Source organism: Chryseobacterium sp. RLHN22 (genome assembly GCF_051011795.1).
Taxonomy (GTDB): Bacteria; Bacteroidota; Bacteroidia; order Flavobacteriales; family Weeksellaceae; genus Chryseobacterium; species Chryseobacterium zhengzhouense.
Window position 1 is genome coordinate 233,732 of record NZ_JBPCHW010000001.1, and the last position, 23,750, is coordinate 257,481.

Consider the following 23,750-nt stretch of genomic DNA (forward strand, 5'->3'; position numbering starts at 1 on the left):
AAGCTTAGCAAAAAAACAGTTCGTATACTTTTCATTTCAGTTAACTCAATTTCATAACATTTTTAGTATGATAAGCTAAAATCATAAACTTGGCTCTATGTTTTGGGAAAAATTTTAGGTTTAAAATAAATCTGAAATCAGTATAACTGCCAAGAAAATAGTAGTTTAAATGTTTTTTTTAAGACCTGGCGAAAATTCTTATTTTATCGAAACTTTAAGCATGACACTACAAGATGCGCAATCGGTTTCATCTTGGTAATTTTCAACATCAATCAATTAGAATAAATTATGAATGCATTATTAGGAGTAATTTTCCATTTTTTAGGAGGCTTTGCTTCGGGCAGTTTTTATATGCCCTACAAAAAAGTAAAAGGTTGGCAATGGGAAACTTTTTGGTTGATCGGGGGCTTGTTTTCGTGGATTATTGTTCCGCCTTTAGCAGCATTTCTTACAATTCCGAATTTTTGGGGCATTATTCAGAGTGAATCTTCATCTATCATAGGTTTCACATTCTTGTTTGGAGCACTTTGGGGAATCGGTGGTTTCATGTATGGTTTGGGCGTTCGTTACTTGGGCGTTGCTTTAGGAAGCAGCATTATGCTGGGCTTAACGATGGTGATCGGGTCGCTTCTTCCTTCTATTTATTATGAATTTAATCCGCAGGATGGAAAAGATAATATAGGCTTAATGCTTTCCAGTGAGTGGGGAAAAATGGTTCTTTTAGGGCTTTTGGTGTGCGTTATCGGGATCATCATCAGCGGAAAAGCGGGAGTGATGAAAGACAAAGAACTTCAGACAGACGCTGTTGATCCTCACGGGGTAGAGGTGAAAACGGAATATAAATTTGGTTTAGGATTAATTGTTGCCATTATTTCAGGGGTTTTAAGTGCTTGTTTCAATTTTGGTTTAGAAGCAGGGAAGCCAATGGCTAACGTTGCCAATGAAGCCTGGAAGATGGCAAATCCGAATCAGGGAGAGTTTCTTTTTCAGAATAATGTGACGTATGTTGTGGTTCTTTGGGGCGGAATGGCTTCAAACCTTATCGGCTGTCTTTATCTTTCATTTAAAAATAAATCTTATACAGATTATACTAAAAAGAATGTTCCTGCAGTAAAAAATATTCTCTTCTGCGCTTTGGCAGGAACGATGTGGTTTTTACAGTTTTTCTTCTACGGAATGGGAGAAAGCAAAATGGGGAACGGCCCAAGCTCATGGATTTTACACATGGCATTCATCATTTTAATTGCCAATCTTTGGGGCGTTATCATCAAAGAATGGAAAGGGGTTTCCAGGAAAACAATCTCTACGATTGTAGTAGGAATGCTGGTAATGTTTGTTTCTATTTTAATTGTTGGGTACGGGAACTCGTTGAGATAATTTAATGATGAAAAGAATCGCATTTAAAATGTTTCTTCATCAAGGTTTCGAAGAAGAATATAAGAGAAGGCACAAAGAAATCTGGACGGAGCTTAAAGTTCTTTTAAAAGAATCTGGAGTGGAAGATTATTCTATCTTTTTAGACGAAGAAACTCATATTTTATTTGGTGTTTTAAAGTGCAGCAATGAACTTCGATATAAAGATCTGCCGTTGCAACCGATCATGCAAAATTGGTGGGAATACAACAAAGATATTATGCAGACCAATGAAGACAATTCTCCAAAAAGTATCAGTTTGGAGGAAGTTTTTTATCTGGAATAACAAAATTCTCAATTTAATAAAGTACAAAATTTACTTTTTTTTATCATATTCATATAGTTAAGAGTTAGAAGCTCAAAGGCACTGAAAAATTCAGTGCTTTTTTGTATTAACTAAAAATGAATTCTGGCAACAGTTTTTGGTTAAGAAAATTAATATATAATATTTCAGTTTCAGTTTAAAATTAATATTTATATTATCTTTTTATAAATGAATTGATGGTTTTTGTACCTAATATTAGTTTTTATGTGTTTATTTATGATAAATTATGAATTTTATAATGCAGGATATTGCAGGATGCCAAAGTTTTTGTAACGGTGTACTTTGGTAACATAAAAAATTAATAGATATGTCTTTGATGGTTAAACAGAAGAACTTTAAGCCGCTTATCGCACCGCTGTTTTTGCTTGCGTCTGGCTTTATGTTCGGACAAAAAACAGTAAGTGATACTGCAAAAGTAGATACAAAAGATATCGAGGAGGTAGTTGTCATCGGTTACGGTAAAGTAAAAAAATCTGACTTAACAGGTTCTGTAGCTTCTGTATCGGCAAAAGATTTGGCAGCAACACCGGCGATGAATGCTTTACAAGCTTTACAGGGTAGGGCTTCAGGTCTGAATATTGTAACTTCAGGCGGCGCTCCGGGAGCGGGTGCAAACGTTACCATTCGTGGAGGAGCTTCAATTACACAAGGCACCTCTCCTTTGTACATTGTAGACGGTTTCCAGCTGGATAATGCATTAAATGTAATCAACCCGAATGATATTGAAAGTATTGATGTACTAAAAGGAGCTTCTGCGATTGCAATCTACGGAGCACGTGGTTCAAACGGTATTATCGTTATCAAAACTAAAAGCGGTAAAAAAGGCAGAACAACCATCAATTATAATTCTTTCATGATGTTTGATATGCTTTCTAAAAAACTGGATATGATCTCCAATGCAGAGCAATACGTAAAATATCAATACGAATTTGCGCAGCTTCAGAATAAAATGACAGGTTGGAGTAGTGTTTTTGACAATGGTCTTCCATTAGATACGCCGGGGTTTTATGCAGGTGCTTTCAACAGAATTTCCGATCGTTATGCATCAGCTTCAGCATTAGACTGGCAAGACAAAATGTTAGGAGGAACTGGTTTAACGCAGAATCAGAATGTAAACATTTCTACCGGAAACGAAAAAACTCAGGCTTTCATCAGTTATAACTACAATAAGCAGGATGGTTTATTACAAAATTTCAGTGAAACAAGAAACTCATTGCGCGCAAATATCAATTCGGAATTATACAAAGGCGTTAGAGTAGATTTTAACTCAATGTTTAATTCAAACTCTACGAATGGCGGGGGGGCTTATGGCGGAATGAAAAAAATTCTTCTTCAGCCGATCACGGGAGGTACTCTTTTTAACCAGGATCAGCTGTTCAATACACAGACTTTCCCAGATTTCTCAAGTCTTGATTCAGGTTTCGATACAGAAAACCCTTTTGTGGAAACCAATGCGTCAACTTCAAACAACCGTTCCAGAACATTTATTGCCAACGCTGGGATTGAGTTTGACTTCCTGAAAAACTTTACTTTCAGAACTGCAGGTCAGTATAACTGGAACCAAAGCAAATCTACATCATTCTCAGACGAAAATTCAAGAGCTTATCTTACAGATCCGGTAAACACAGGGATTAATGGAAGTATCGGGAATAGTGAGTCTTACAGATATCAGATCACTAATACTTTAACCTTTAACAAAACTTTTGCAGAAAAGCATAGGGTGAACGCATTGTTGGGTTACGAGATTGTTTATTCACAATCTGAAAATAACAGCATGCGATTAACCAAGTTCCCATTCCCCAACTTTGGACTGGATGATATATCTAATGCTTTTGTACAGGAAAAATCGTCAGGTCGTTCCAGCAACAGTTTATTGTCTTACTTCGGACGTGTAAATTATACTTATGATGATCGCTACTTATTAACAGCAACTGTGCGCCGAGATGGTTCTTCTAAGTTCGGGCCAAGCAATAAATGGGGTGTATTTCCTTCTGTAGCAGCAGCATGGCGTGTTTCTCAAGAAAGTTTTTGGCAGGATTCTAAAATTGAAAAATTCATTAACGATTTAAAATTAAGATTTGAATACGGTATTACTGGTAATAATGATATCGGAAACAATTTATTTGTAACGAATCTTTCACTGACCGATTATCCGATTAATAATACACCGGGAAATCCTGCATATGTAACAAGTACAAATTTAGGCAACCCTTTACTGAGATGGGAAGAGCTGAAATCTACCAATTTGGGAATAGATATCGCATTATTTAATAACAGAGTGAAATTAACTTCAGAATGGTATAACAATAATGTGAGCGGAATGCTACTACAAAGCGTTCTTCCGGTTTCAACAGGATATTCAAGACAGTATCAGAATATTGGTTCTTTAAGAAACCGAGGTTTGGAATTTACTTTAAACACTGTTAACATTAAGTCTGAAAGCTTCAGATGGTCAACAGATTTCAATATTTCATTTAATAAATCCAAAGTAATGTCTCTTGAGCAGGGACAAACCAATAGAACATTCAGTGTGGGTGGAAACAGAACCGGTATGGTTACTTATTATGCTACAGTAGGTGAAGAGTTAGGAGATATGTATGGATATGTTTATCAGGGAGTATATACTACTGATGACTTTATTCAGAATGCAGACGGATCTCTTAGTTTGAAACCAGGTGTTGTAAAACCTGCTACAGGAACTCCAAAGCCAGGTGATATGAAGTTTGCTGCAGACAACGAAAAAGGTGACCAGTTTACAAGAAAAATGCAGAAAATTGGTAATGGTACTCCGGATTTCATAGGAGGTATCAGTAATAATTTCTCGTATAAAGGTTTTGATCTTAATATATTCATGAAATTCAGTGTAGGAAATGATATTTATAATGCAACCAAGCACAGTTTGAGTCCTTATGCAATGTTTCAGAACGTACCTTCAGAATTTGGAGATAATTACTACCGTCTGATAGATCCTAATACGGGTTTAATTACCAATAACCTTGCTAGATTGAGAGAACTGAATCCTGATGAAAGTTCTCGTCTTTGGAGTTTGAGTGGTGTAAACTCTCAAAATATTACTTATCCTTCATCATACTATGTAGAAGATGGTTCTTATCTTAGAATTGCGCAGGTAACATTAGGATATAGCTTTGCAAGAGAGTTTTTAGAGCATGTGAAGCTTACCAATGCACGTATTTATTTTACCGTTAATAATCTGGCAACAATTACAGGATATTCAGGTTATGACCCTGAAGTAACAGCAGCAAGTGGTGTTGCGGTTACCCCTGGATTTGATAGTTCAACCTATCCACGTTCAAGAAGTTATGTTCTTGGTTTAAATTTAACCTTCTAAGTAAAAAATGTTTCAGATCATGAAAAATGCTAACAATAAATTAAAACTTTTAAAAAGACTGATCATCATTCCGTCTTTAATCGTTGCATCACAAATGATAAATTCATGTAGTGACGATTTTTTAGATCAGCCTGCATATAATGCCGCCGATACAGAATCAGTATTTGCAGATCTTACAACTGCAGATATGTTTGTTCAGGGATGCTACAGAAGTTTGGTTCCTACAGAAATGTACTATCAGTTGGGAGCTGGTGATACGGTAATTCATTCAAGTGAAGACGGTTCTACCAATAATTCAAAGTATAATATCTGTAATTATCAATATGATGCGTACACGCCAAATACACTTACAGGAATTTATGCGGCAATGTATGCATCCATTGAAAGAACGAACATTGCAATCAGCAGATTAGGACAGATGCCTGCAAGTGAAAAACGTGATGCTTTACTGGCTGAAGTGAAAGCTATCCGGGCTTATTGCTATTATAACCTAATCAGAGTTTATGGTGATGTTCCGGCAATCTGGAAACAGCTTTTAGAGCTTGATCCGAATGATCCGAACACACTATATCCCAAACGTGCTTCACGTGATGAAATATATGATCATATTATCGCTGACCTTCAGGAGTCTGTAAATGCGATGCCTACTTTGGGACAACCTGGTTTTCCTACCACTGAAAGATTAACAAAATCAGGAGTTAATGCTTTGCTTGCAAGAATTGCTTTATATGCAGCAGGATATTCACTGCGTTGGCCTTTAAATTCATCAACTCCGGGAACAATGTCGCGTCGTCCGGATAATGCAAGAGTTCAGCAATTGTATCAGATTGCAGATAATGCGGCAGCTGCTGTCATAAATGGAGGAGGGCATTCTTTAATGCAGGCTTCGGGCGGAAAAAGCGGTTTCGAAAACTTATGGTTTAATTTCTGTCGTAGAAATCTATCGGCAGTTAATAATGAAATTATTTGGCAGATCGCTCAATATGGGCAAAATACCAACTCTGCATTTGGAGTATATGCACATCCGGGAACAAGAGGTGGTACATATGGTTCCCGTAAAGCGCTTCAGTTTGTCTTGCCCACTTATTACTTATCATTTGCTCCGGGAGATACCAGAAGAGATGTATCTTGTACCTCATATAGTATTTATTTCTTAAATAATGGAAATGCCGGAGATACATTTGTGGATGTAGGAACTACATTCTCATGTATTATGCCGGGAAAATTCAGAATTGGGTGGTGCGTAGAACCACAAGCGGCTGATGCAAGAAACCTAAACATTCCGTTAATAAGATATGCAGACGTATTATTAATGTATGCAGAAACCCAAAACTATCTAAATGGAGGTCCTACAGCGCAAGGAATTGCAGCATTGATGCAGGTAAGAAACCGTGCAGGAATTGGTTCAATGCCTGTTCCAAGTGGTCAAGCTGCATTTGAGCAGGCTCTTGTTCAGGAACGTAAATGGGAGTTTGCCGGTGAGTTTAATCTTCGTACTGATTTAATCAGAATGAATAAACTTGAAAGTGAAATTAATGCTACAAGACAGGCAATGAAAAATTTGTCAGACAAAACGGGTGCTTATGCAAATACTCCGGCAATTCGTCTTTATAAATTTCATAAAAATGCACAGGTTTATGGGGATCCTTTCTTGGCAGTAACCTACATTAATATTACAGATCCTGCACAAATTGCAACGGTTTCGGCAATCCCAACGAACTCAGCTAACTATGCTGCATATCAAACAACTTTAAAAAGCATAGCATTAGCGAACGGACAGGCTTCAACAGCTGATGACAAATGGTACCCTGTAAATATGTTCCAGGCATATACAAGTACTTTTAATGCTAATGCAAGAAGAACAGTTGGGTTTAGTACAGGCGCGGTAAACACATTACAAATTGGAAACATCATTTACACCAAACCAACTGGTTCTGCAGAAAATGGAGGAACTTATCCAAACTGGATTCAGGGTGGAGGTGATGGTCTTTTCTACGGATTTGTACCAAATAAAACAGAATTATTTCCGTTCGCAGCGCAATCTGCAGGTCATCCAATGGTTGATAACCCGAACTTAACTCAGCTTCCTGGGTATTAAGATATTTAAAACACCAAATCATAATATTAATTCACCATTAACCTAAAATGAAATACCGTACGGCTGAATCGTAAACATGATAAATGTCACTGTTAATTTATCTTTAAATCATAGATTCAGCAGTATAGTACGGGATGCTGTAGAAATTAGGACAGTCTAAATTTGGGTTAAAATTCAGAAAACAAAAGAAATCAATGGAAAAAGTAAAAACATTCAAATACGTAGACTATTTGTGGGATGATGAAAAAGCAGCATCTTTCGGAGATGACCAGGTTGCTTTATTTTTATACCGTTCAAACATCTTGGGAGCAGACCTTAGAATCACCAATTATGGAGGCGGAAACACAAGCTGCAAAACCATCGAGAAAGATCCTTTAACGAATGAAGATGTTGAGGTAATGTGGGTAAAAGGTTCAGGTGGTGACATCGGAACGTTGACAAGAAAAGGGATTGCTGGTTTGTACACAGAAAGATTAAGAAATCTTAAAAATGTATACGAAGGTTTGGCAGACGAAGACAGAATGGTTGGCCTTTTCAATCACTGTATTTACGATTTGGACAGCAAAGCACCTTCTATTGATACGCCGCTTCACGGACTTCTTCCATTCAAACATATCGATCACCTTCACCCTGATGCTTTAATTGCCGTAGCTGCAGCAAAAGACAGTCAGGCGGTAACTAAAGAAATCTGGGGCGATACAATGGGTTGGGTTCCTTGGCAAAAACCAGGTTTTGACTTAGGTTTACAGTTAGAAAAATGTTTAAACGATAATCCTGGAATCAGAGGAATTGTGTTAGGCAGCCACGGTCTGTTCACTTGGGGAGACACTTCTTACGAATCTTATATCAACAGTTTGGAAGTAATCGAAATGGCTTCTGAATATATCGCTAAAAAAATCGAAGAAAAAGGTCAGGTTTTTGGCGGACAAAAAGTAGAATCCCTTCCAGCTGAAGAGCGTAAAGAAAAAGCAGCTCAGATTATGCCTTTACTAAGAGGTTTAGCTTCTTCCGAAAACAGAATGGTGGGTCATTTCACAGACAGCGATGTAGTGTTGGAATACATCAACAGTAACGACTTGGAAAGATTGGCTCCGCTTGGAACTTCTTGTCCGGATCACTTCTTAAGAACGAAAATTCAGCCTTTAGTTTTAACTTTAGATAAAAATGAAGATTTAACAGATTCTAAAGCGATTTTAGAAAAATTAAATCCACTTTTCGAGCAATACAGACAAGAATACAAAGAATATTACGAAACTTGTAAACATCCAAACAGCCCTGCAATGCGTGATCCGAATCCGGTGATCATCATTTATCCGGGAGTGGGGATGTTCAGTTTCTCAAAAGATAAACAAACGACTCGTGTTGCAAGTGAGTTTTATGTAAATGCCATCAACGTAATGCGTGGTGCAGAAGCAATTACAGAATATACTTCATTGCCAAGACAGGAAGCATTCGACATTGAATATTGGTTGTTGGAAGAAGCAAAACTTCAGAGAATGCCGAAAGAAAAGCCATTGTCAAGAAAAATTGCTATCGTAACCGGAGCCGGAGGCGGAATCGGACAGGCAATTGCTGATAAAATGGTTGCTGAAGGTGCTGTTGTCGTTTATACCGATTTAAATACAGAAGCGGTAGAATCTGCAACTTCAAAATACAACAAAGATCAGGCGGTTGCTGTTCGGTGCGATGTGACGAGTGAAGAAGCGATTGCCAATGCTTTCAAAGAAACTGTTTTGGCTTTTGGTGGAGTAGATATTATCGTTCATTCAGCTGGTTTGGCGATTTCTAAATCATTGGAAGATACTACTACAAAAGACTGGGATTTATTGGAAAATGTTTTGGTAAAAGGTCAGTTCCTAATGTCAAAAAGCGGTGTAGAAATTATGAAAAAGCAAAATTTGGGTGGCGACATTGTAAATATTGCAAGTAAAAATGGTTTGGTTGCAGGTCCGAATAACGTAGCTTACGGAACGGCAAAAGCAGCGCAACAACATATGACGAGATTATTGGCGGCAGAATTGGCAGCAGATAAAATTCGTGTGAATGTTGTAAATCCTGACGGCGTAATCGTTGGAAGCAAAATCTGGGAAGGTTCTTGGGCAGAAGGCCGTGCAAAAGCCAACGGAATCACCGTTGAAGAATTGCCTGCATTCTACGCAAAAAGAAATCTTTTGAACGAAATTATTCTTCCGGAAGATATCGCCAACGGAGTTTTTGCGTGTGTTGCGATTTTAGATAAATCTACAGGAAATATCATCAATGTAGACGGTGGAATGGCAAATGCGTTCCCGAGATAATATTTTTGGTTGTCGGTTTTTAGTTGTCAGTTGCTAGTTTTTTTAACTTTCAATTTATTTGGGCAGCTTTATCCGCCCTCCGTTCCCGCTTTTTTGTCTCCGCTTCGCTGCGACAAAAAGAGCTCCACTCAGGTCGGGCTGCGAGCGATTCGAAAGCAATTGAAGGAACGAAAATAAAATATTTAGTACTAATTTAGACAATAAATTTAGCCTTGTCAAGATTCAAAACCTAGACAAGGCTAATCAAAAATCAAAATATGATTATAGGAAAAGATATCATTGAACAAAATAATAAAAACGAGGTTGAAAATTTCAATTCAGACTTCGCTTATTTATCAGATAAATTAACAAAATCAGGAGCCAACGTTTCTGAGATTGTCAACAAAATCGCTGACTTCCAAGTAGCAATTCCAAGTTGGGCTTTGGGAGCAGGCGGAACCCGTTTCGGGAGATTTTCTTACGGCGGCGAACCCTCTTCTTTAGAACAAAAATTAGATGATGTAGGATTAATTCACGCTTTAACACATTCTGCAGGAGCAGTTTCTCTTCATATTCCTTGGGATATTCCAAGCGATGTAGCAGCGATTAAAGAAAAAGCAGCTTCTCACGGATTGATTTTCGATGCGATGAATTCAAACACATTCCAAGATCAGCCGAACGCAAAACAATCGTACAAATTTGGTTCGTTAAATACGGTAAATGAAGATGCAAGAGCTTACGCAGTAGAGCATAACAAAGAAGTCATCAGAATCGGGAAAGAATTAGACTCAAAAAGCTTAACCGTTTGGTTGGCCGATGGAGCAAGTTTCCCTGGACAATTAAATTTTCAGACCGCTTTGTCAAAAACAGAACAGAGTTTAAAAGAAATCTACGCAGGAATGCCGGAAGATTGGAAATTATTCATCGAATATAAACCATACGAACCGAATTTCTATTCAACAACCATCCAGGATTGGGGAACATCTTTTATGCTGGCAAACGCTTGCGGAGATAGAGCCTATACTTTGGTAGATTTAGGTCATCATTTACCAAACTCAAACATTGAGCAAATCGTTGCAACTTTGATGTACAAAGGTAAATTAGGAGGTTTCCATTTCAACGACAGCAAATATGGAGATGATGATTTAACGGTAGGTTCAATCAAACCTTATGCATTATTCCTGATTTTCAACGAACTGGTGTACGGAATCGAGAACAATCCGAATAACCCTTATCCGGCTTGGATGATTGATGCAAGTCACAACATCAAAGATCCTTTGGAAGATTTAATTCAGTCTTTGGAAGCGATTCTAATTGCTTATGCACAGGCTCTTTTGGTCGACCAAAAAGCATTGAAAGATGCTCAATTGAAGAATGACGTAGTTCGTGCACAGGAAATTTTGCAGAATGCGTACAGAACAGATGTGCGTCCGTTATTAAAAGCGGCAAGATTACAGACAGGTGCTGCATTAGACCCAATTGCAGCGTACAGAAACCTTAAAGTAAGAGAAACATTAATCTCCGAAAGAGGTCTGAATGTAAAAGCAACAGGATTATAAGCCTGTTTTAATTTGATAATTTAAACTTTCAGGTGCAATCGAAAGTTTTTAATTATATGTATCCTTATATAGTTTCGTTAAGGTAAAAGTGTTCGGATATTAAGTTTACTTGATGTCTGAACACTCCTTAATGATTTTGTTTTTTTATAATTAAAGTAAAACAACTTAGTGCTATTAGTGAAAATACTTGCGCTATTTGTGTTTAAATAAATAATTCATCCAAGAATGTCCAAAAAAAAGGTAACCATCGTATTTGATATTGGAAAAACCAACAAAAAGTTTTTTCTGTTTGATAAAAATTACAAAGAAGTTGTTCGTGAGTATACAGAATTGCCGCTCACGACTGATGAAGACGGTTATCCCACGGAAGATCTGGTCGCTTTGCAAAACTGGATCAAAGATAATTTTAATGCCATTCTTGACGATGAAAATTTTGAAGTAAAAGCCATCAATTTCTCTACGTACGGAGCAAGTTTTGTACACTTGGATCAGAAAGGAAATGTTCTGACGCCTTTGTACAATTACACAAAACCGATGGAAGATGAAATACTGGATTTATTCTATGAGGAACACGGAAGCAAACTGAAAATTGCCCGTGAAACAGCTTCTCCACAAGCAGGAATGCTCAATTCAGGATTGCAGTTGTTTTGGTTAAAATACAAGCATCCGGAAGTCTTCAAAAAAATCCGCTACAGTTTACATTTGCCTCAATATTTATCGTATTTGTTTACCGGAATTTGTGTGTCGGAATTTACTTCGATAGGCTGCCACACAAATTTGTGGGATTACGATAAAAATGATTATCACGACTGGGTTTACGAAGAGGAAATCGATGCTTTATTGCCTCCGATTGTTCCGACTTCTGCAAGTATTAATACTTCGTACAGAAATAAAAAAATAAAAATAGGTGTTGGAATTCACGACAGTTCTTCAGCACTTTTACCCTATATTTTAAGTAAAAAAGAACCGTTTTTACTGCTTTCGACAGGAACCTGGAGTATTTCCCTGAATCCTTTTAATGATGAAAGTTTAACCGATGAAGACATTGAAAACAATTGCCTGAACTACATGAGAATCGATGGAAAACGTGTAAAAGCATCCCGTTTTTTCATGGGGAATGAATATAAAATTCAGGTTGAAAAGCTGTGTGCTCATTATGGAAAAGAATATGGTTTCCATAGAGAGGTTCAGTTCGATCAGGATTTGTATCTGCGTTTGATGAAGCATAAAGCGGTGTATTTCCGTTTTGAAGGCATAATTTTAAAAAGAAAAATGATCAGCGAGACAGATTTGAACTCCTTTGCAACATTTGAAGAAGCGTATCATCAGCTGATGATTGAGTTGATGGATTTACAGATTCACACGATCAAAAATGCCATCGGAAATTCAGACATTGAAAATATTTATATCGACGGCGGATTTACAGACAATGATGTATTTATGAAACTCATGTCGCATCATTTTCAGCATTACAATGTGATGTCTACCCATTCTCCGTTGGGTTCTGCATTGGGAGCTTCGATGGTGATTTCCAACAAAAAGATAGACGAAACTTTTTTACAGCAGCATTATCAGATGAAAGTGCTGCAACCTTTAATTTTTAATTTATAAATTTTGTTGGAAGCTGGAAGTCAGATGCTGGAAGTTAAATGAAAATATACATATTAATTAATTTTGTATTGTCTATCATCAATTATCAAACATCCATCACCCAACATCAAACATCAAACAAACTATGGCATTTCCATTTGATACCAAATATGCATCGCTTGAACTTTTAATTGAAAGGGCTCAAAAAAGAATGCCCCGTTTTGCCTTTGAATATCTGGACGGAGGCTGTAATGAAAACATCAACCGCGACCGAAATACAAGCGAATTGCGTGAAGTTTTGCTTCGTCCGCAATATCTGAACAACAACTACGCAGAAGCCAATATGGAAACTGAATTATTCGGAAAAACCTATTCTGCACCTTTCGGAATTTCTCCGGTGGGTTTACAGGGGTTAATGTGGCCGAATGCTCCTGAAATTTTGGCAAAAGCAGCTTTTAAACATAATATTCCTTTCATTTTAAGTACCGTAACAACAAGCAGCATCGAAAGAATTGCTGAATTAACGGAAGGAAAAGCCTGGTATCAGTTATATCATCCGAAAGAAGAATGGTTGAGAGACGATATTCTCGACCGTTGTGAAGCTTCCGGTTACGATGTACTTTGTGTTTTATCAGATGTTCCGACTTTTGGTTACAGAGCCAAAGAAATCAGAAACGGTTTGGCAATGCCTCCACAACTAAATTTCAGAAATGTTTCTCAGGCTTTGGTAAAACCTCAGTGGTGTTTGGAAATGCTGAAACACGGCGTTCCGAGCTTTAAAACCATGGAGAAATATATGGATAAAAACATGAACGTGAAACAATTGGGACAGTTCATGAATTCTACTTTCTCAGGAAGATTAAATTCTGATAGAATCAAAGCCATCCGCGATAAATGGAAAGGAAAATTGGTCATTAAAGGTGTTGCTTCTGATGAAGATGCCGCAGAAGCAGTACGTTTAGGTTTTGACGGAATGATTATTTCCAATCATGGCGGAAGACAGCTTGATGCAGGAGAATCTACGATCGCTGTAGTAAAAGAAATCAGTGAAAAATATAAAGGTCAGATCAAAATAATGATGGACAGTGGTGTAAGAACCGGTCCGGATGTTGCCAGGGCTTTAAGTTGTGGTGCTGAATTTACCTTTATGGGAAGAACATTTATGTACGCAGTCGGAGCTTTAGGCGAAAAAGGCGGAGATCACATTATTGAAATGCTGAAAATGCAGTTCAGACAGGTTATGGAACAGGTTTGCTGTGATAAACCGGAGCAGTTACAGAATTTCAGGGTAAAATAGTTTTTTGGGTGAGAGTTAGAAGTTGAAGGCTGGAAGTTGCCCAATATTCTATAAAATAAATATATTACTGAATCAATATTCAATAGGAACGGGCTTTAGCCCGTTTTTTTATTATGAAATTTTCAATTGGCTTTAGCAAAATTTACAAGATGCTTCAAAATAAAAAATTCGCAACCCTGAGTTTGCGAATTTTAGTTTCTCCCTAAATAGATGACTTATTTTTTCTTCTCAGCTTTTACTGCTTGTCTCGCCAGCAATTTCCAATCCTTTTTCATTTTAACCCAAACCAAAACAATATCCAGACTTACATCTCCGGGAGCTTTGCCTAAATCCGCTGTAGTAGCATATAAATGATGACGCACAATCGCTGTATTTCCTACAATCTGTACATTTTGGTTGGTAATTTCAATGGTTACAAAATCCGATTTTTTGTTGACCAATTTATCCACAAATTCCTCCGCATCATCAATATGTCCTCCAGAATGTCCATAAGTCAGTTCTGGTAAAATTAATGACTCCAGAGCAGATTTTTCGCCGCTGACCATAGCTAATCTTAGTTTTTCTACAGCTTCTGTTACAGCTTGATCATTTTTCTTTTGTGCAGAAATAGAAATTACTAGTAAAAAGCTGAAAGCAAAAATTATTTTTTTAAACATGATTTGAATACTATATTTTTTGAATTGATTAATAAATGTTTTAAATGCAATCGATTGCATTTTGTTATTATAAATTGAAACAAATATTTAATTACAGAGAATCCCTTTGAATAAATTTAAACACATTATTCACCTGTTCTTTTTTATTCTTCAAAATCATATAAGCTGCAGATTCTCCCATTGCTTTGAAATCTGTTGTAATTACGGTAATTCCAAGCAATTCCTTCAAAGGAGTCTCATTGTAAGAAATAATGCCGATGTCTTCGCCCAATTTAAGATTTTTCTGTCTGATTTGTTTTACCAAATTCACAAGATCACGCTCACGAATTGTGATGAAAATATCTTTGTCCTGTAATTCCATATCGGGATAAATTTCATCAAGAATTTCATAATCAAGCTTAAAATCTTTGCAGAATTTCTCAAATCCACGCGCAATTCTGAAAGGATAGGGATGAATATCTTTATCGGGATAAACCAATATGATCTTCTCGTATTTCTGTATTTTGTTTAACCCTTCCTTTAGAGCATTGTAAATATCATGCTCAAAATCCTGAAATATTGAACCATACTCTCCTGAAATATCGGGTTTCGTATTATCAAGCATCAATAATTTGTTTTTCGGAATTTTCTCGATAATTTCAATGATTTCTTTGGTAGAACTGGTATGCTTTGATTGTTCATCTCGGAAATGCGGCATAATCACATAATAATCAAAACCGCCAAGATTTTTTTTGAGTGAATTGATGAAAAGGGTCTCATCACAATGATAAATGTACATTTCTACATTTCCTTTGCTACCGATAGCGTTCACAAAATAATTGTAGATCATCATTTTGTAGGTACTCGGTTTGTTGATCAGAAAGAAAATATTGATGCTGTCATTCTTGTTGATGCGTGAAATATAATATCCTTTACCTTTTACCGACTCGATGATCTGTCTTTTTCTAAGCTCTTTATAAGCTTTTTCTACAGTATCTCTTGAAAGAAAACATGATTCGCTAAGTTCGTTGATAGAAGGAATTTTCTCTCCGATCTTGATTTCGCCACCATCAATTCCGTTCAGAATAGAATCTACAATCTGCTTGTATTTTGGAACCCTGGAGTTTTCGTTGATGTTTATTTCGAATGTTTCAGCCATGACTTGTCGTAATGAAATTTATTTTAGTTTAACAAAATTTAATTTCAAAAAATGATTTTGTGACAGAAGACAAGTTACAAAAAAATATGATAACTGATAATCGTCATGTTTAAATAGGAAATTGTTTTTAACTCGTTGATTTTTAATGAGTTTTTATTTTTGCTTTATTAATGTTTAATATTGTTAAAATCACCAATTTCTTAACGTAAGATTAAACTATAAGATTTTTAAACTCTAAAACACTTCGACATTCCAACTCTCCAACAAAAAAGCCTGCCCTTTTCAGGACAGACTTCGATTAATATAAATGTGAATTTTTTTAAGGCATCTTTTTGAACCCTTCCGCTTTTATTTTCCAGGTTCCGTCTTTCGGGAATCCTGGGAATTGTCCTGTAGAGCTATCCCAACCTTCAAGCATCATTGCAACGGTCGTCAGAATTCCACCGTTTCCGGGAAGATAAATTCTCAATCTTCCATCCTGAAAATTATGTCCGTTTTTCAAATAAGTATTCGTCTGAACATCCATAAATAAAGCATCCAAAGCTTTGTTTGGAAGTCCCAATCTTGCGGCATTCATCGCGGTCATCGGGAAATCCCAACCCCAGGTGTGCCCCCAGTTCCATCTTTCCCAAACGATGTCGAGCGTGTTTTTCATTATTTTTTTATCCAATTTCGGAGATTCGGGAACCATTCCCAAAGCTCCTAAAACTGCAGGGTGGTCGGTCATCCATTTTGGAAAAGTGAAAGAATCTTTCGCTGATTCTGTGGATAAATAAACACCGTCCTGAACCGGAAGCGGAGCTAATTTTGTAATCACATCATCCCATTTTTTATCCCTCGATTCACCTAATCTTTCTTTCCATTGTTGCGCTACTTTTAATGCCCAATCCCAATACGCCACTTCATAAGTCGGATTATAAGTATCTTTCGCAGGGAAAACTTCCTGTGCTGGAATGACACCTTTTCCTAAATTATAACGGTTTTTCTCTTTATCGTAAGTTGCAAAATCAGCCATAAATTCTGCTGTTTCGTACACCAAATCTTTATATTTTTCTAAAACTTTTTTGTCTTTGTTGTGACGGTACAAAAGCTCAGTCATATAAATCAAATGCGGTTGTTCCCAAATCAAAAATGCGGCTACGGAAGAAGGACTTTCGTTTCCTTCATTATCCGACATTTTAATCCAACGAACACCTTTATAACCTTGTCTTTCCGCTAATTTTTTTGCTTTTTCAAACGACCTGAAATAATAATCCAATTGCTTTTCCAAAATTTCCGGTCTTCCCCACAAAGCGAAATGAACGCCGTGCCACCAATGCATTTCGGTGTGTGGTTTTCCATACCAGCTGTTGAATGTCAAACCTGTTTCCTGTGGCGGATTGCTTCCTCCACACTGAACTTTCGTTAAATATTCTGACAAAACAATTCTGCGCTCCAGTTCATTGGCTCTTTTATCTGTACTTCCTTCAAAATCCACAGCTGCACCGCTTTCCCAAAAGTTCTTCCATCCTGAAATACTTTCTTTTTCAGCATCTGCAAATAAAGTTTTTGAAGTTTTCTGATTTTTTTCTGAAAATTCAACCGTCAATTCTAAATTTTTGCTTTTTGAAGAAGGTTCGAACACAAAATAATGTTTTCCAGCCTCGCTCAATTTCCCATCGGTGAAGTATAATTGAGTAAAATAATCTGCAGTCTGTAATTTATGCTCAATCAATCCCTGAGTTGAATTTGAAGAGATGATTTTTGTTGAATGTTTATCAGCATTTCCGTAAAAAGCTGCTTCATCCAAAAACTGTCCGCTCGGATAAGGATATTTTGCAAAAACCTTTAATCTTTTCTGACTGATTAAATCAGACTCAATTTTCACCCCGATTTTGTCTGAATTTTGGAAAGAAGCCGTCCAGACTTTTACAGGAGTTCCTTCTAAAGAAAATTCACTGGTGATAATTCCTGTCCACAAATCAATTTTCTGATTGATGTTTTGAATATCTGAAACCTGCGCTTTCTGACCGTTCTTTTTAATCAGTTCAATCCCGACATTTCCGAGTTGCAAACGATGTTGATTGACTCTGAAATATTCAACTGCCTTTTTATTGCGTTCCGGCTCTTTGATTTGCACACTGTACAACGCTTTTCGACCGTCATTATTAAAATCGTAAGGCTTTAAAGTTTCCTCAAATTTGAAATTTTCAGTATTCGGAAAACTGTTCCAGCCCCATTCCGACTGCGTTCCCAAAGAAACTCCGTTTTTGTAATATTCAGGGAACGACTGCATTCCGGTGATGTCAACCGTGTAAGCAAATTTCCCGTTTCCAACTGTTAAAGTTGATAAAGTATCTGCTTTTGTGTTGACCACATTATGTCGCTGAACCACTTTTTTACGGTCGATTTTCTGAGCATTCAGGGATGAAAATCCAATGCAGAAAAGACTCAGATATATTGCAATTTTCTTCATTTTTAAATTTATTTTGTTTTTAACCGCAAAAGAGACAAAAGATTTCTCTTATTATTTAGCTATTCAAAAGATGGCAAAACGAGAATGGAAAATCATACATTTGCAAACTTTTGAATTTCTTATTTTCAAACATTTCTTTTGAACCTTTTGCGGTTAAATCATTTAATCATTTATTTTTATCAGCCACTAATGCACAAAATTTTCATTCAACTATTCGTGCATTCGTGGCATTTAATTTATCTCAAAACCGTGGCACTCATCATTCCAATTACCACATCATTGCTCACTGCCGTTAATTTCACAGATTTTAATTCTTTATTCGCATCAATTGGTAAATCCAAAATAGTGGCAGCTCCACCATCAACCTGACGGTCTGTAAACCCTTTAATGCTCGAATATTTATTCAAAGTTCCGCCTTTGTACAATTCACCGGTTCTTAATTTTACACGATACGGAATTTTATCATCCGGAATTTCAAAAGCAAAATTGTCATCAAACAAATCCTGCTCAATCGGCCACCAGTTCGTCGGGTTTTTCAACTCCAATTCTGAAGTTGAACCATCAGCATATTGAACCGTAATTTTTCCATTCACTATCTGCGACTGCATCGGATTGGTAGAACCAGCCATCAGGAAATAGATTTTCTTTCCTTTTCCATTCAAAGGGATTTCAATAGAATCAGAATAATTGTCCCACTGACTTGCGAACACAATATTTTTATCTGTTTTATCAATTAAAAATGGAATTCCAAGAAAATCAACTTTGTTGTTTTTTCTTTTATTCATCAATCCGCTGTCATCGATTTGAGCTGTAATCAATGGATAACACCAGTTTCCAATTCCCTGCCAAGGAAGTTGTAGCGTAGGGATTTTCAATCTTGGTGAAAGATATTTTTGGTTGAAAATCTCCGTTACTTTTTCATTGTATTTTGATGCTAAAGAAATATTATTGAACTGACCTTGGTTTTCAATTTCCCAGTCTGTGATTTCAATATTTTGTTTAATTCCGTTGTATTCGAGTTCTATGGAATTGGTTCCTTTGCTTAAATAATTTAGAGGAATTTCAATTAATGTATTTTGATTTTTCTGAATGGTAAAAGTTTTATTTAAACCATTAATGCTCAGTTTTCCATTAATCGGATTCGGTGATTTTGACTGAATTTGTAGTTTTTTATTCGCCCATTTTGTCTCCAAAGGAAAACGAATGTCAACATTTACAGGTTGCCACCAAGTTGTTCCGTTTTGTTCAACCTGAACGAAAAAAGTCCCTTTCCTTTCTTCCTGAATTAAATTAAATTGATTTCCATTTCGATTTTTAACCAATTCTTGTGGGTCAACAATATCTTTAATTTTCTTTTTTGAATCGAAATTCAACTGAAGATTTTCTGAAATATAATTAGTAAAATCTGTCTGTTCGTTTTTCAGTTCTTCACCGGAATAATTGATTTCAATCTTAAAATCTTTTCCTTTCGGCGTTTCAAACTGAATAATCGGCTGTAAAATAGAATTAGGTTTAACTTTCCAATCCACTTTTTTACCATTCACTTTCACCGATTTGATATTGGAATCATTCACAGGGATCTGCATTTCCAAAGAAACAGGATTCTGATATTTCGATTTAAATAAATATTCCGTTTTTTTCGAACTTCTTTTAAACTGATATTCCCAATCCGGAAGTTTCAGTTCTGCAGAATTCCAATCTTTTGGGAAGCCAGGTTTGATGCTGATTTTATTTTCTAATAAATTCGGATTAACTCCGAAAAGTCCTTCTGTCAAAGTTCGTGAAGCGACACCAATCGGGTCGGCAAAATCCCGGTACAATTCGCCACGAAATGCATCATAATGAGACAGTTGCTCAAAATTTCCCGGACTGATGCCGTAATACATCGATTCAACCAGATTTCCTTTCCAAAGTTGGTACGCATCCTCATTTCTTCCGGCCTGCCAATACGCCAAAGCGGTCTGTAAATTTTCCGCCAAAGCGACGTTGTTAATCGACCAGTCGTAAGGTTGCCAGTTGGTCGTCGCTAACGTAAAATAGTCTTTTTGATCCGCACCTTTCACCGTAATAGGAATTTTCGGTGTGTGATTATTGATGTATTGTAAGTTCTGATAATCCTCAAATTCATTCAAAATAAACGCATCTGAAACGTGGTAAATCGACCAGATTCCCGGTTTGTCGTGAACGATTTGATTGCCCAAAGCATCTTTATGTTCAGCAAAATAGCCTTTGTTTTTAATCCAAAGTTCGTTTTTCATTGCCTTTAAAATCGCATCAGCTTCCTGTTCATAAGGTTGCGGATTTTCGCCAATAATTTTTGCCAGCTTCGCCATTTCACGGTTGGCTCTGTAATTATATGCCGAAGTATGGGTCACTTTTCCACCCGAATATTGAAGCGCATCACTCGCCCAAATCGCCGCATATGCATCGTACAAATCGCCACGTTTGAAGTTTCGTTTTTCCCAATCCATATGACGAACCATCGTTGGCCACATTTTCTTCAGAAATTCTTTGTCGCCCGTGTAATTGAAATGCGAAAATAGCTGGTCAAAAAATACTAGATTCATATCGTAATGATGCGGTTTCGTGTTGTCATTCGGATTTCTGGAAATATATCCGCTTGAAAAAACAGAAGTCCCCATTTTCTCCGCACTTCTCGCCAAATGAAGCAATGTATCCATTTCTACTGGCGCAGAATCGGGCTTCAAAACCTGCGAATTCGCATAACTTTCAAAATGTTCTTTTGCTCGGTCGTGCCAACTTAATGCATCGGCTGTGTAAGCGCCTCTCCAAGCATTCAGTCGCATTCTCCACGCAACGGCGCCGTGAAGGAAGGTCGGACTTTCCCAAATTCCGTCGGCGGCAACGGCTAAATTGGCTCCGAAATTATTTAAATCTGCATCCGGAGTTTTTAACTGAATTCTGTTCGTTAAGATTAAACGAGCTTTTTCAGCTTCATTAAATATGTTTTTTAAGTCTTCATCCGAAAAGTTTTTGGCTGATTTCCCCTTTGCAATCTGAATAAAAATCGGTTGTTTTTGCGAAGAATAGGAAGCGTAAACAATCGGTGATTTGTCTGTTTTATTTTGAGTAAACTCAGTCAGTTTTTCTAAAGTTTGAGCATCGGTTTGCTGTAATAAATTTACATTTGAAAAACTTCCACTGACAATTTGAGTTTCTTTTTTCTTATTTAAATAATTAAGCTGGAATTGATTTTTATTAAGCTGAAACTGGTTATTCAGGCAATATTCAGGCAACAAGTAAAATCCGGATTCCGGGTCTGCGCCGATGTCTCCGTTTCTGCTGAAAGTCGTTCCGCTCGCACCGCCATACACCGCATAGATTTTCGTTGACGAATCTATATTGACCGTTTCCATTTTTAAAACCAAACCTTCTTCTTTCGCTTGAGCCAAAACGGTTAATTTCAAGGTTCCGTTTCCAAGAATCGGGTCTTTGATTTCATAAAGCATCGTTCCCGGACGATAACGGGTTTCAATTTTATTAGCCTGAATTAATTTTTTAATGGAATTTCCTTTCTGAATGACGAACTGAAGATTTCCGCCCATTCCCGGAAGATACAATGCAAATTCCGGCAAGTCTCCCGCTTCAACTCTCGATGCACGATTATCTCCGTACAAAGCTCGATTGAAACGGTATTTTCCGTTGACCAATAAAAAATCACCTTTGTCTTGTTTATAATGCAGTTCACGCTCGTTGTTCTGCCAATGTTTTGATTGGGCAAAAGAATGGGAGAGTGCCGATAAAATGATGAGTCCGGCGAAAATGGTTTTTCTTCGCATTTTAATTGTTAAAATATTCTGTATTCATTTCTATCACATCAATTTTTTGAACATTAAGCTCACAAAGAGTTTTGATAATCATCTAATAATTTTAGTCTCACAAAGCCGCTTCGCTTATAAAAGATTCTTTGTGAAAAACTTATAATGCTTTTATAAGCGAAGCGGCTTTGTGGACTTTTAAACAATATAATTTTTAAAAACATTGTGTTTTTTTATTTATGCAGACTCTGAATAATTTTTTTTACGGTTTTAACTCAGTTAAAGGTTGTCCGTTAACAGTTACATTTTTCAACGTCACATTTTTCATATAATCCACTTTGTAAGGAATCTGAACGCCCACCATTTTAGCATTAATCATTGTGAAGTCTGTTACAGGAGAAGATTCGTAAGCATCAGAAAAAACTGCATATTTTCCGCCTTTGTCAACGGTTAGATTCTCCACCCAGATATTTCTCATCGTCGGAATGTGGTTTCCAGGCTTTTCGTAGTGCATATTGAAACGAACGGCTGCTTCTTTGTAAGCGCCCACTTTTGTGTTGTAGAAAAATACGTTTTCGATGATTCCGCCACGGCTTGAGCTGGTTTTTATTCTTAAAGCACGATCAAGATTTTTGCTGTCCATTACGTTTCCGATGGCGTAAATGTTTTTCGCACCTCCTGCAATTTCACTTCCAATGACAACACCGCCGTGACCGTCTTTCATTTCGCAGTTTTCGATGATATGGTTTTCGGCAGGTCTTCCAATGTCTCTTCCGTCCTCGTCTCTTCCGGATTTAATGGCGATACAGTCGTCTCCTGTGTCGAAATAGGAATCTTTAATCCATACATTTTTACAGGCTTCAGGGTCGAAACCGTCGTTGTTTGGTCCGTGACTGATGACTTTTACTCTTTCAATCAAAACATTTTCACACAAAACAGGATTCAGGTTCCACATTGGAGAATTTTTAACCAAAACATCCGCCATATAGAAGTTTTTCGACTTGTAAGGCTGAACGAAATTAGGTCTCAAATACCATCCATCCCCGAAAATTCTTTCTCTTGCAGGTTTTCTCTGCGCCATATATTCGTGAAGTTTCGCACGGGCTGGATTTTGTCTTCCTGGACGAGTTTCGTTGTAACCATATTTTGTAGCACCGCACCAGAACCACCAATTGTCATTGTCAGAATTTCCATCTAAAGTTCCTTTTCCGGTTACGGCGATGTTTTCTTCTTCGTAAGCGTAAATCAAAGATGAATAATTCATACATTCCATACCTTCCCAACGCGTGAAAACGATAGGGTAGTCGTTGCTGTCGTGACTGAATAAAATCGTAGAACCGTCACTTAAATGAAGATTGACATTCGATTTAAGATAAATTGCTCCCGTTAAGAAAACGCCGTTCGGAACGACAACTCTTCCGCCACCTTCAGCATTACATTTTTCAATCGCTTTTTTGAAAGCTTCGGTATTTTTTGTTTTTCCATCCCCAACCGCTCCGAAATCTGTAATTAAGTAATCAAATTTTCTGAATTCAGGTTTTTTGATTTGCTTTTTGAGGGCTTTGATTTCCTTTAAAGGCTGTTTTGCGGAAGTCCACGGTTTGTATTGTGCAGATAATGTAATCGATATTGATGTAAGTAGTAGGAATACTAATTTTTTCATGACGTCGGAATATTACTTAGTTTAAAATACTTTCTTTTATAATCGCAATCTAAATTAATTCAAAATATAAATTATCCTGCACTGTCGGTAAATTTTAAATTTTGTAATCGATTGCGCAATTTTAGGTTTATTAGAAAGAAAAAAGGTGATGT

Annotated in this window: 13 protein-coding genes; 8 read left to right on the top strand and 5 right to left on the bottom strand. The window is 36.9% G+C overall.

What is annotated here, in order from left to right; translation table 11 throughout:
- Positions 1–288 precede the first annotated feature (288 nt).
- The 8 genes from rhaT to ACR1PN_RS01075 all read left to right on the top strand — a co-directional run bounded on the left by rhaT (position 289) and on the right by ACR1PN_RS01075 (position 13,907).
- On the top strand, positions 289–1,377 hold the full coding sequence (rhaT, locus tag ACR1PN_RS01040) for an L-rhamnose/proton symporter RhaT (RefSeq protein WP_433978501.1): 1,089 nt from the start codon (positions 289–291) through the stop codon (positions 1,375–1,377).
- Between the two features lie 4 nt (positions 1,378–1,381).
- On the top strand, positions 1,382–1,699 hold the full coding sequence (gene rhaM, locus ACR1PN_RS01045) for an L-rhamnose mutarotase (protein WP_378173143.1): 318 nt from the start codon (positions 1,382–1,384) through the stop codon (positions 1,697–1,699).
- Between the two features lie 346 nt (positions 1,700–2,045).
- Positions 2,046–5,087, top strand: coding sequence for a SusC/RagA family TonB-linked outer membrane protein (locus ACR1PN_RS01050; protein WP_433978502.1), 3,042 nt, complete (start codon positions 2,046–2,048; stop codon positions 5,085–5,087).
- Positions 5,088–5,106: 19 nt separating this feature from the next.
- Complete coding sequence (locus tag ACR1PN_RS01055; RefSeq protein ID WP_433978503.1) at positions 5,107–7,185, top strand: RagB/SusD family nutrient uptake outer membrane protein; 2,079 nt, start codon at positions 5,107–5,109, stop codon at positions 7,183–7,185.
- Positions 7,186–7,379: 194 nt separating this feature from the next.
- On the top strand, positions 7,380–9,482 hold the full coding sequence (locus tag ACR1PN_RS01060) for a bifunctional aldolase/short-chain dehydrogenase (RefSeq protein ID WP_433978504.1): 2,103 nt from the start codon (positions 7,380–7,382) through the stop codon (positions 9,480–9,482).
- A gap of 257 nt (positions 9,483–9,739) precedes the next feature.
- Complete coding sequence (locus ACR1PN_RS01065; RefSeq protein WP_433978505.1) at positions 9,740–11,020, top strand: sugar isomerase; 1,281 nt, start codon at positions 9,740–9,742, stop codon at positions 11,018–11,020.
- Positions 11,021–11,245: 225 nt separating this feature from the next.
- Positions 11,246–12,631: an FGGY-family carbohydrate kinase gene (locus tag ACR1PN_RS01070; protein WP_433978506.1), complete on the top strand. Its 1,386-nt coding sequence runs from the start codon at positions 11,246–11,248 to the stop codon at positions 12,629–12,631.
- A gap of 124 nt (positions 12,632–12,755) precedes the next feature.
- Entirely contained in the window at positions 12,756–13,907 is a 1,152-nt protein-coding gene (locus tag ACR1PN_RS01075) for an alpha-hydroxy acid oxidase (protein ID WP_433978507.1), read from the top strand.
- Between the two features lie 215 nt (positions 13,908–14,122).
- On the opposite strand, the gene ACR1PN_RS01080 is transcribed toward ACR1PN_RS01075, so the two are convergent.
- The 5 genes from ACR1PN_RS01080 to ACR1PN_RS01100 form a co-directional block, all read right to left on the bottom strand.
- On the bottom strand, positions 14,123–14,563 hold the full coding sequence (locus ACR1PN_RS01080; RefSeq protein ID WP_433978508.1) for a nuclear transport factor 2 family protein: 441 nt from the start codon (positions 14,561–14,563) through the stop codon (positions 14,123–14,125).
- A 91-nt stretch (positions 14,564–14,654) separates the two neighbouring features.
- The gene (locus tag ACR1PN_RS01085; protein ID WP_433978509.1) at positions 14,655–15,701 is read right to left on the bottom strand and encodes a GntR family transcriptional regulator; all 1,047 of its coding nucleotides are present in this window, start codon (positions 15,699–15,701) and stop codon (positions 14,655–14,657) included.
- Between the two features lie 319 nt (positions 15,702–16,020).
- A complete protein-coding gene (locus tag ACR1PN_RS01090; protein WP_433978510.1) occupies positions 16,021–18,156 on the bottom strand; it encodes a hypothetical protein in 2,136 nt (711 codons plus the stop codon).
- Between the two features lie 236 nt (positions 18,157–18,392).
- Positions 18,393–21,956 (bottom strand): DUF4450 domain-containing protein, encoded by a 3,564-nt coding sequence (locus ACR1PN_RS01095; RefSeq protein WP_433978511.1) that lies wholly within the window; start codon positions 21,954–21,956, stop codon positions 18,393–18,395.
- A 241-nt stretch (positions 21,957–22,197) separates the two neighbouring features.
- Positions 22,198–23,598: a glycoside hydrolase family 28 protein gene (locus ACR1PN_RS01100; protein WP_433978512.1), complete on the bottom strand. Its 1,401-nt coding sequence runs from the start codon at positions 23,596–23,598 to the stop codon at positions 22,198–22,200.
- Between the last annotated feature and the right edge of the window lie 152 nt (positions 23,599–23,750).

Coding starts and splice junctions, on each gene's coding strand:
- ACR1PN_RS01060 (WP_433978504.1), top strand. CDS start 7,380: ATGGAAAAAGTAAAAACATTCAAATACGTAGACTATTTGTGGGATGAT.
- ACR1PN_RS01050 (WP_433978502.1), top strand. CDS start 2,046: ATGTCTTTGATGGTTAAACAGAAGAACTTTAAGCCGCTTATCGCACCG.
- ACR1PN_RS01075 (WP_433978507.1), top strand. CDS start 12,756: ATGGCATTTCCATTTGATACCAAATATGCATCGCTTGAACTTTTAATT.
- ACR1PN_RS01095 (WP_433978511.1), bottom strand. CDS start 21,956: ATGCGAAGAAAAACCATTTTCGCCGGACTCATCATTTTATCGGCACTC.
- ACR1PN_RS01100 (WP_433978512.1), bottom strand. CDS start 23,598: ATGAAAAAATTAGTATTCCTACTACTTACATCAATATCGATTACATTA.
- rhaT (WP_433978501.1), top strand. CDS start 289: ATGAATGCATTATTAGGAGTAATTTTCCATTTTTTAGGAGGCTTTGCT.
- ACR1PN_RS01090 (WP_433978510.1), bottom strand. CDS start 18,156: ATGAAGAAAATTGCAATATATCTGAGTCTTTTCTGCATTGGATTTTCA.
- ACR1PN_RS01065 (WP_433978505.1), top strand. CDS start 9,740: ATGATTATAGGAAAAGATATCATTGAACAAAATAATAAAAACGAGGTT.
- ACR1PN_RS01070 (WP_433978506.1), top strand. CDS start 11,246: ATGTCCAAAAAAAAGGTAACCATCGTATTTGATATTGGAAAAACCAAC.
- ACR1PN_RS01055 (WP_433978503.1), top strand. CDS start 5,107: ATGAAAAATGCTAACAATAAATTAAAACTTTTAAAAAGACTGATCATC.
- ACR1PN_RS01080 (WP_433978508.1), bottom strand. CDS start 14,563: ATGTTTAAAAAAATAATTTTTGCTTTCAGCTTTTTACTAGTAATTTCT.
- ACR1PN_RS01085 (WP_433978509.1), bottom strand. CDS start 15,701: ATGGCTGAAACATTCGAAATAAACATCAACGAAAACTCCAGGGTTCCA.
- rhaM (WP_378173143.1), top strand. CDS start 1,382: ATGATGAAAAGAATCGCATTTAAAATGTTTCTTCATCAAGGTTTCGAA.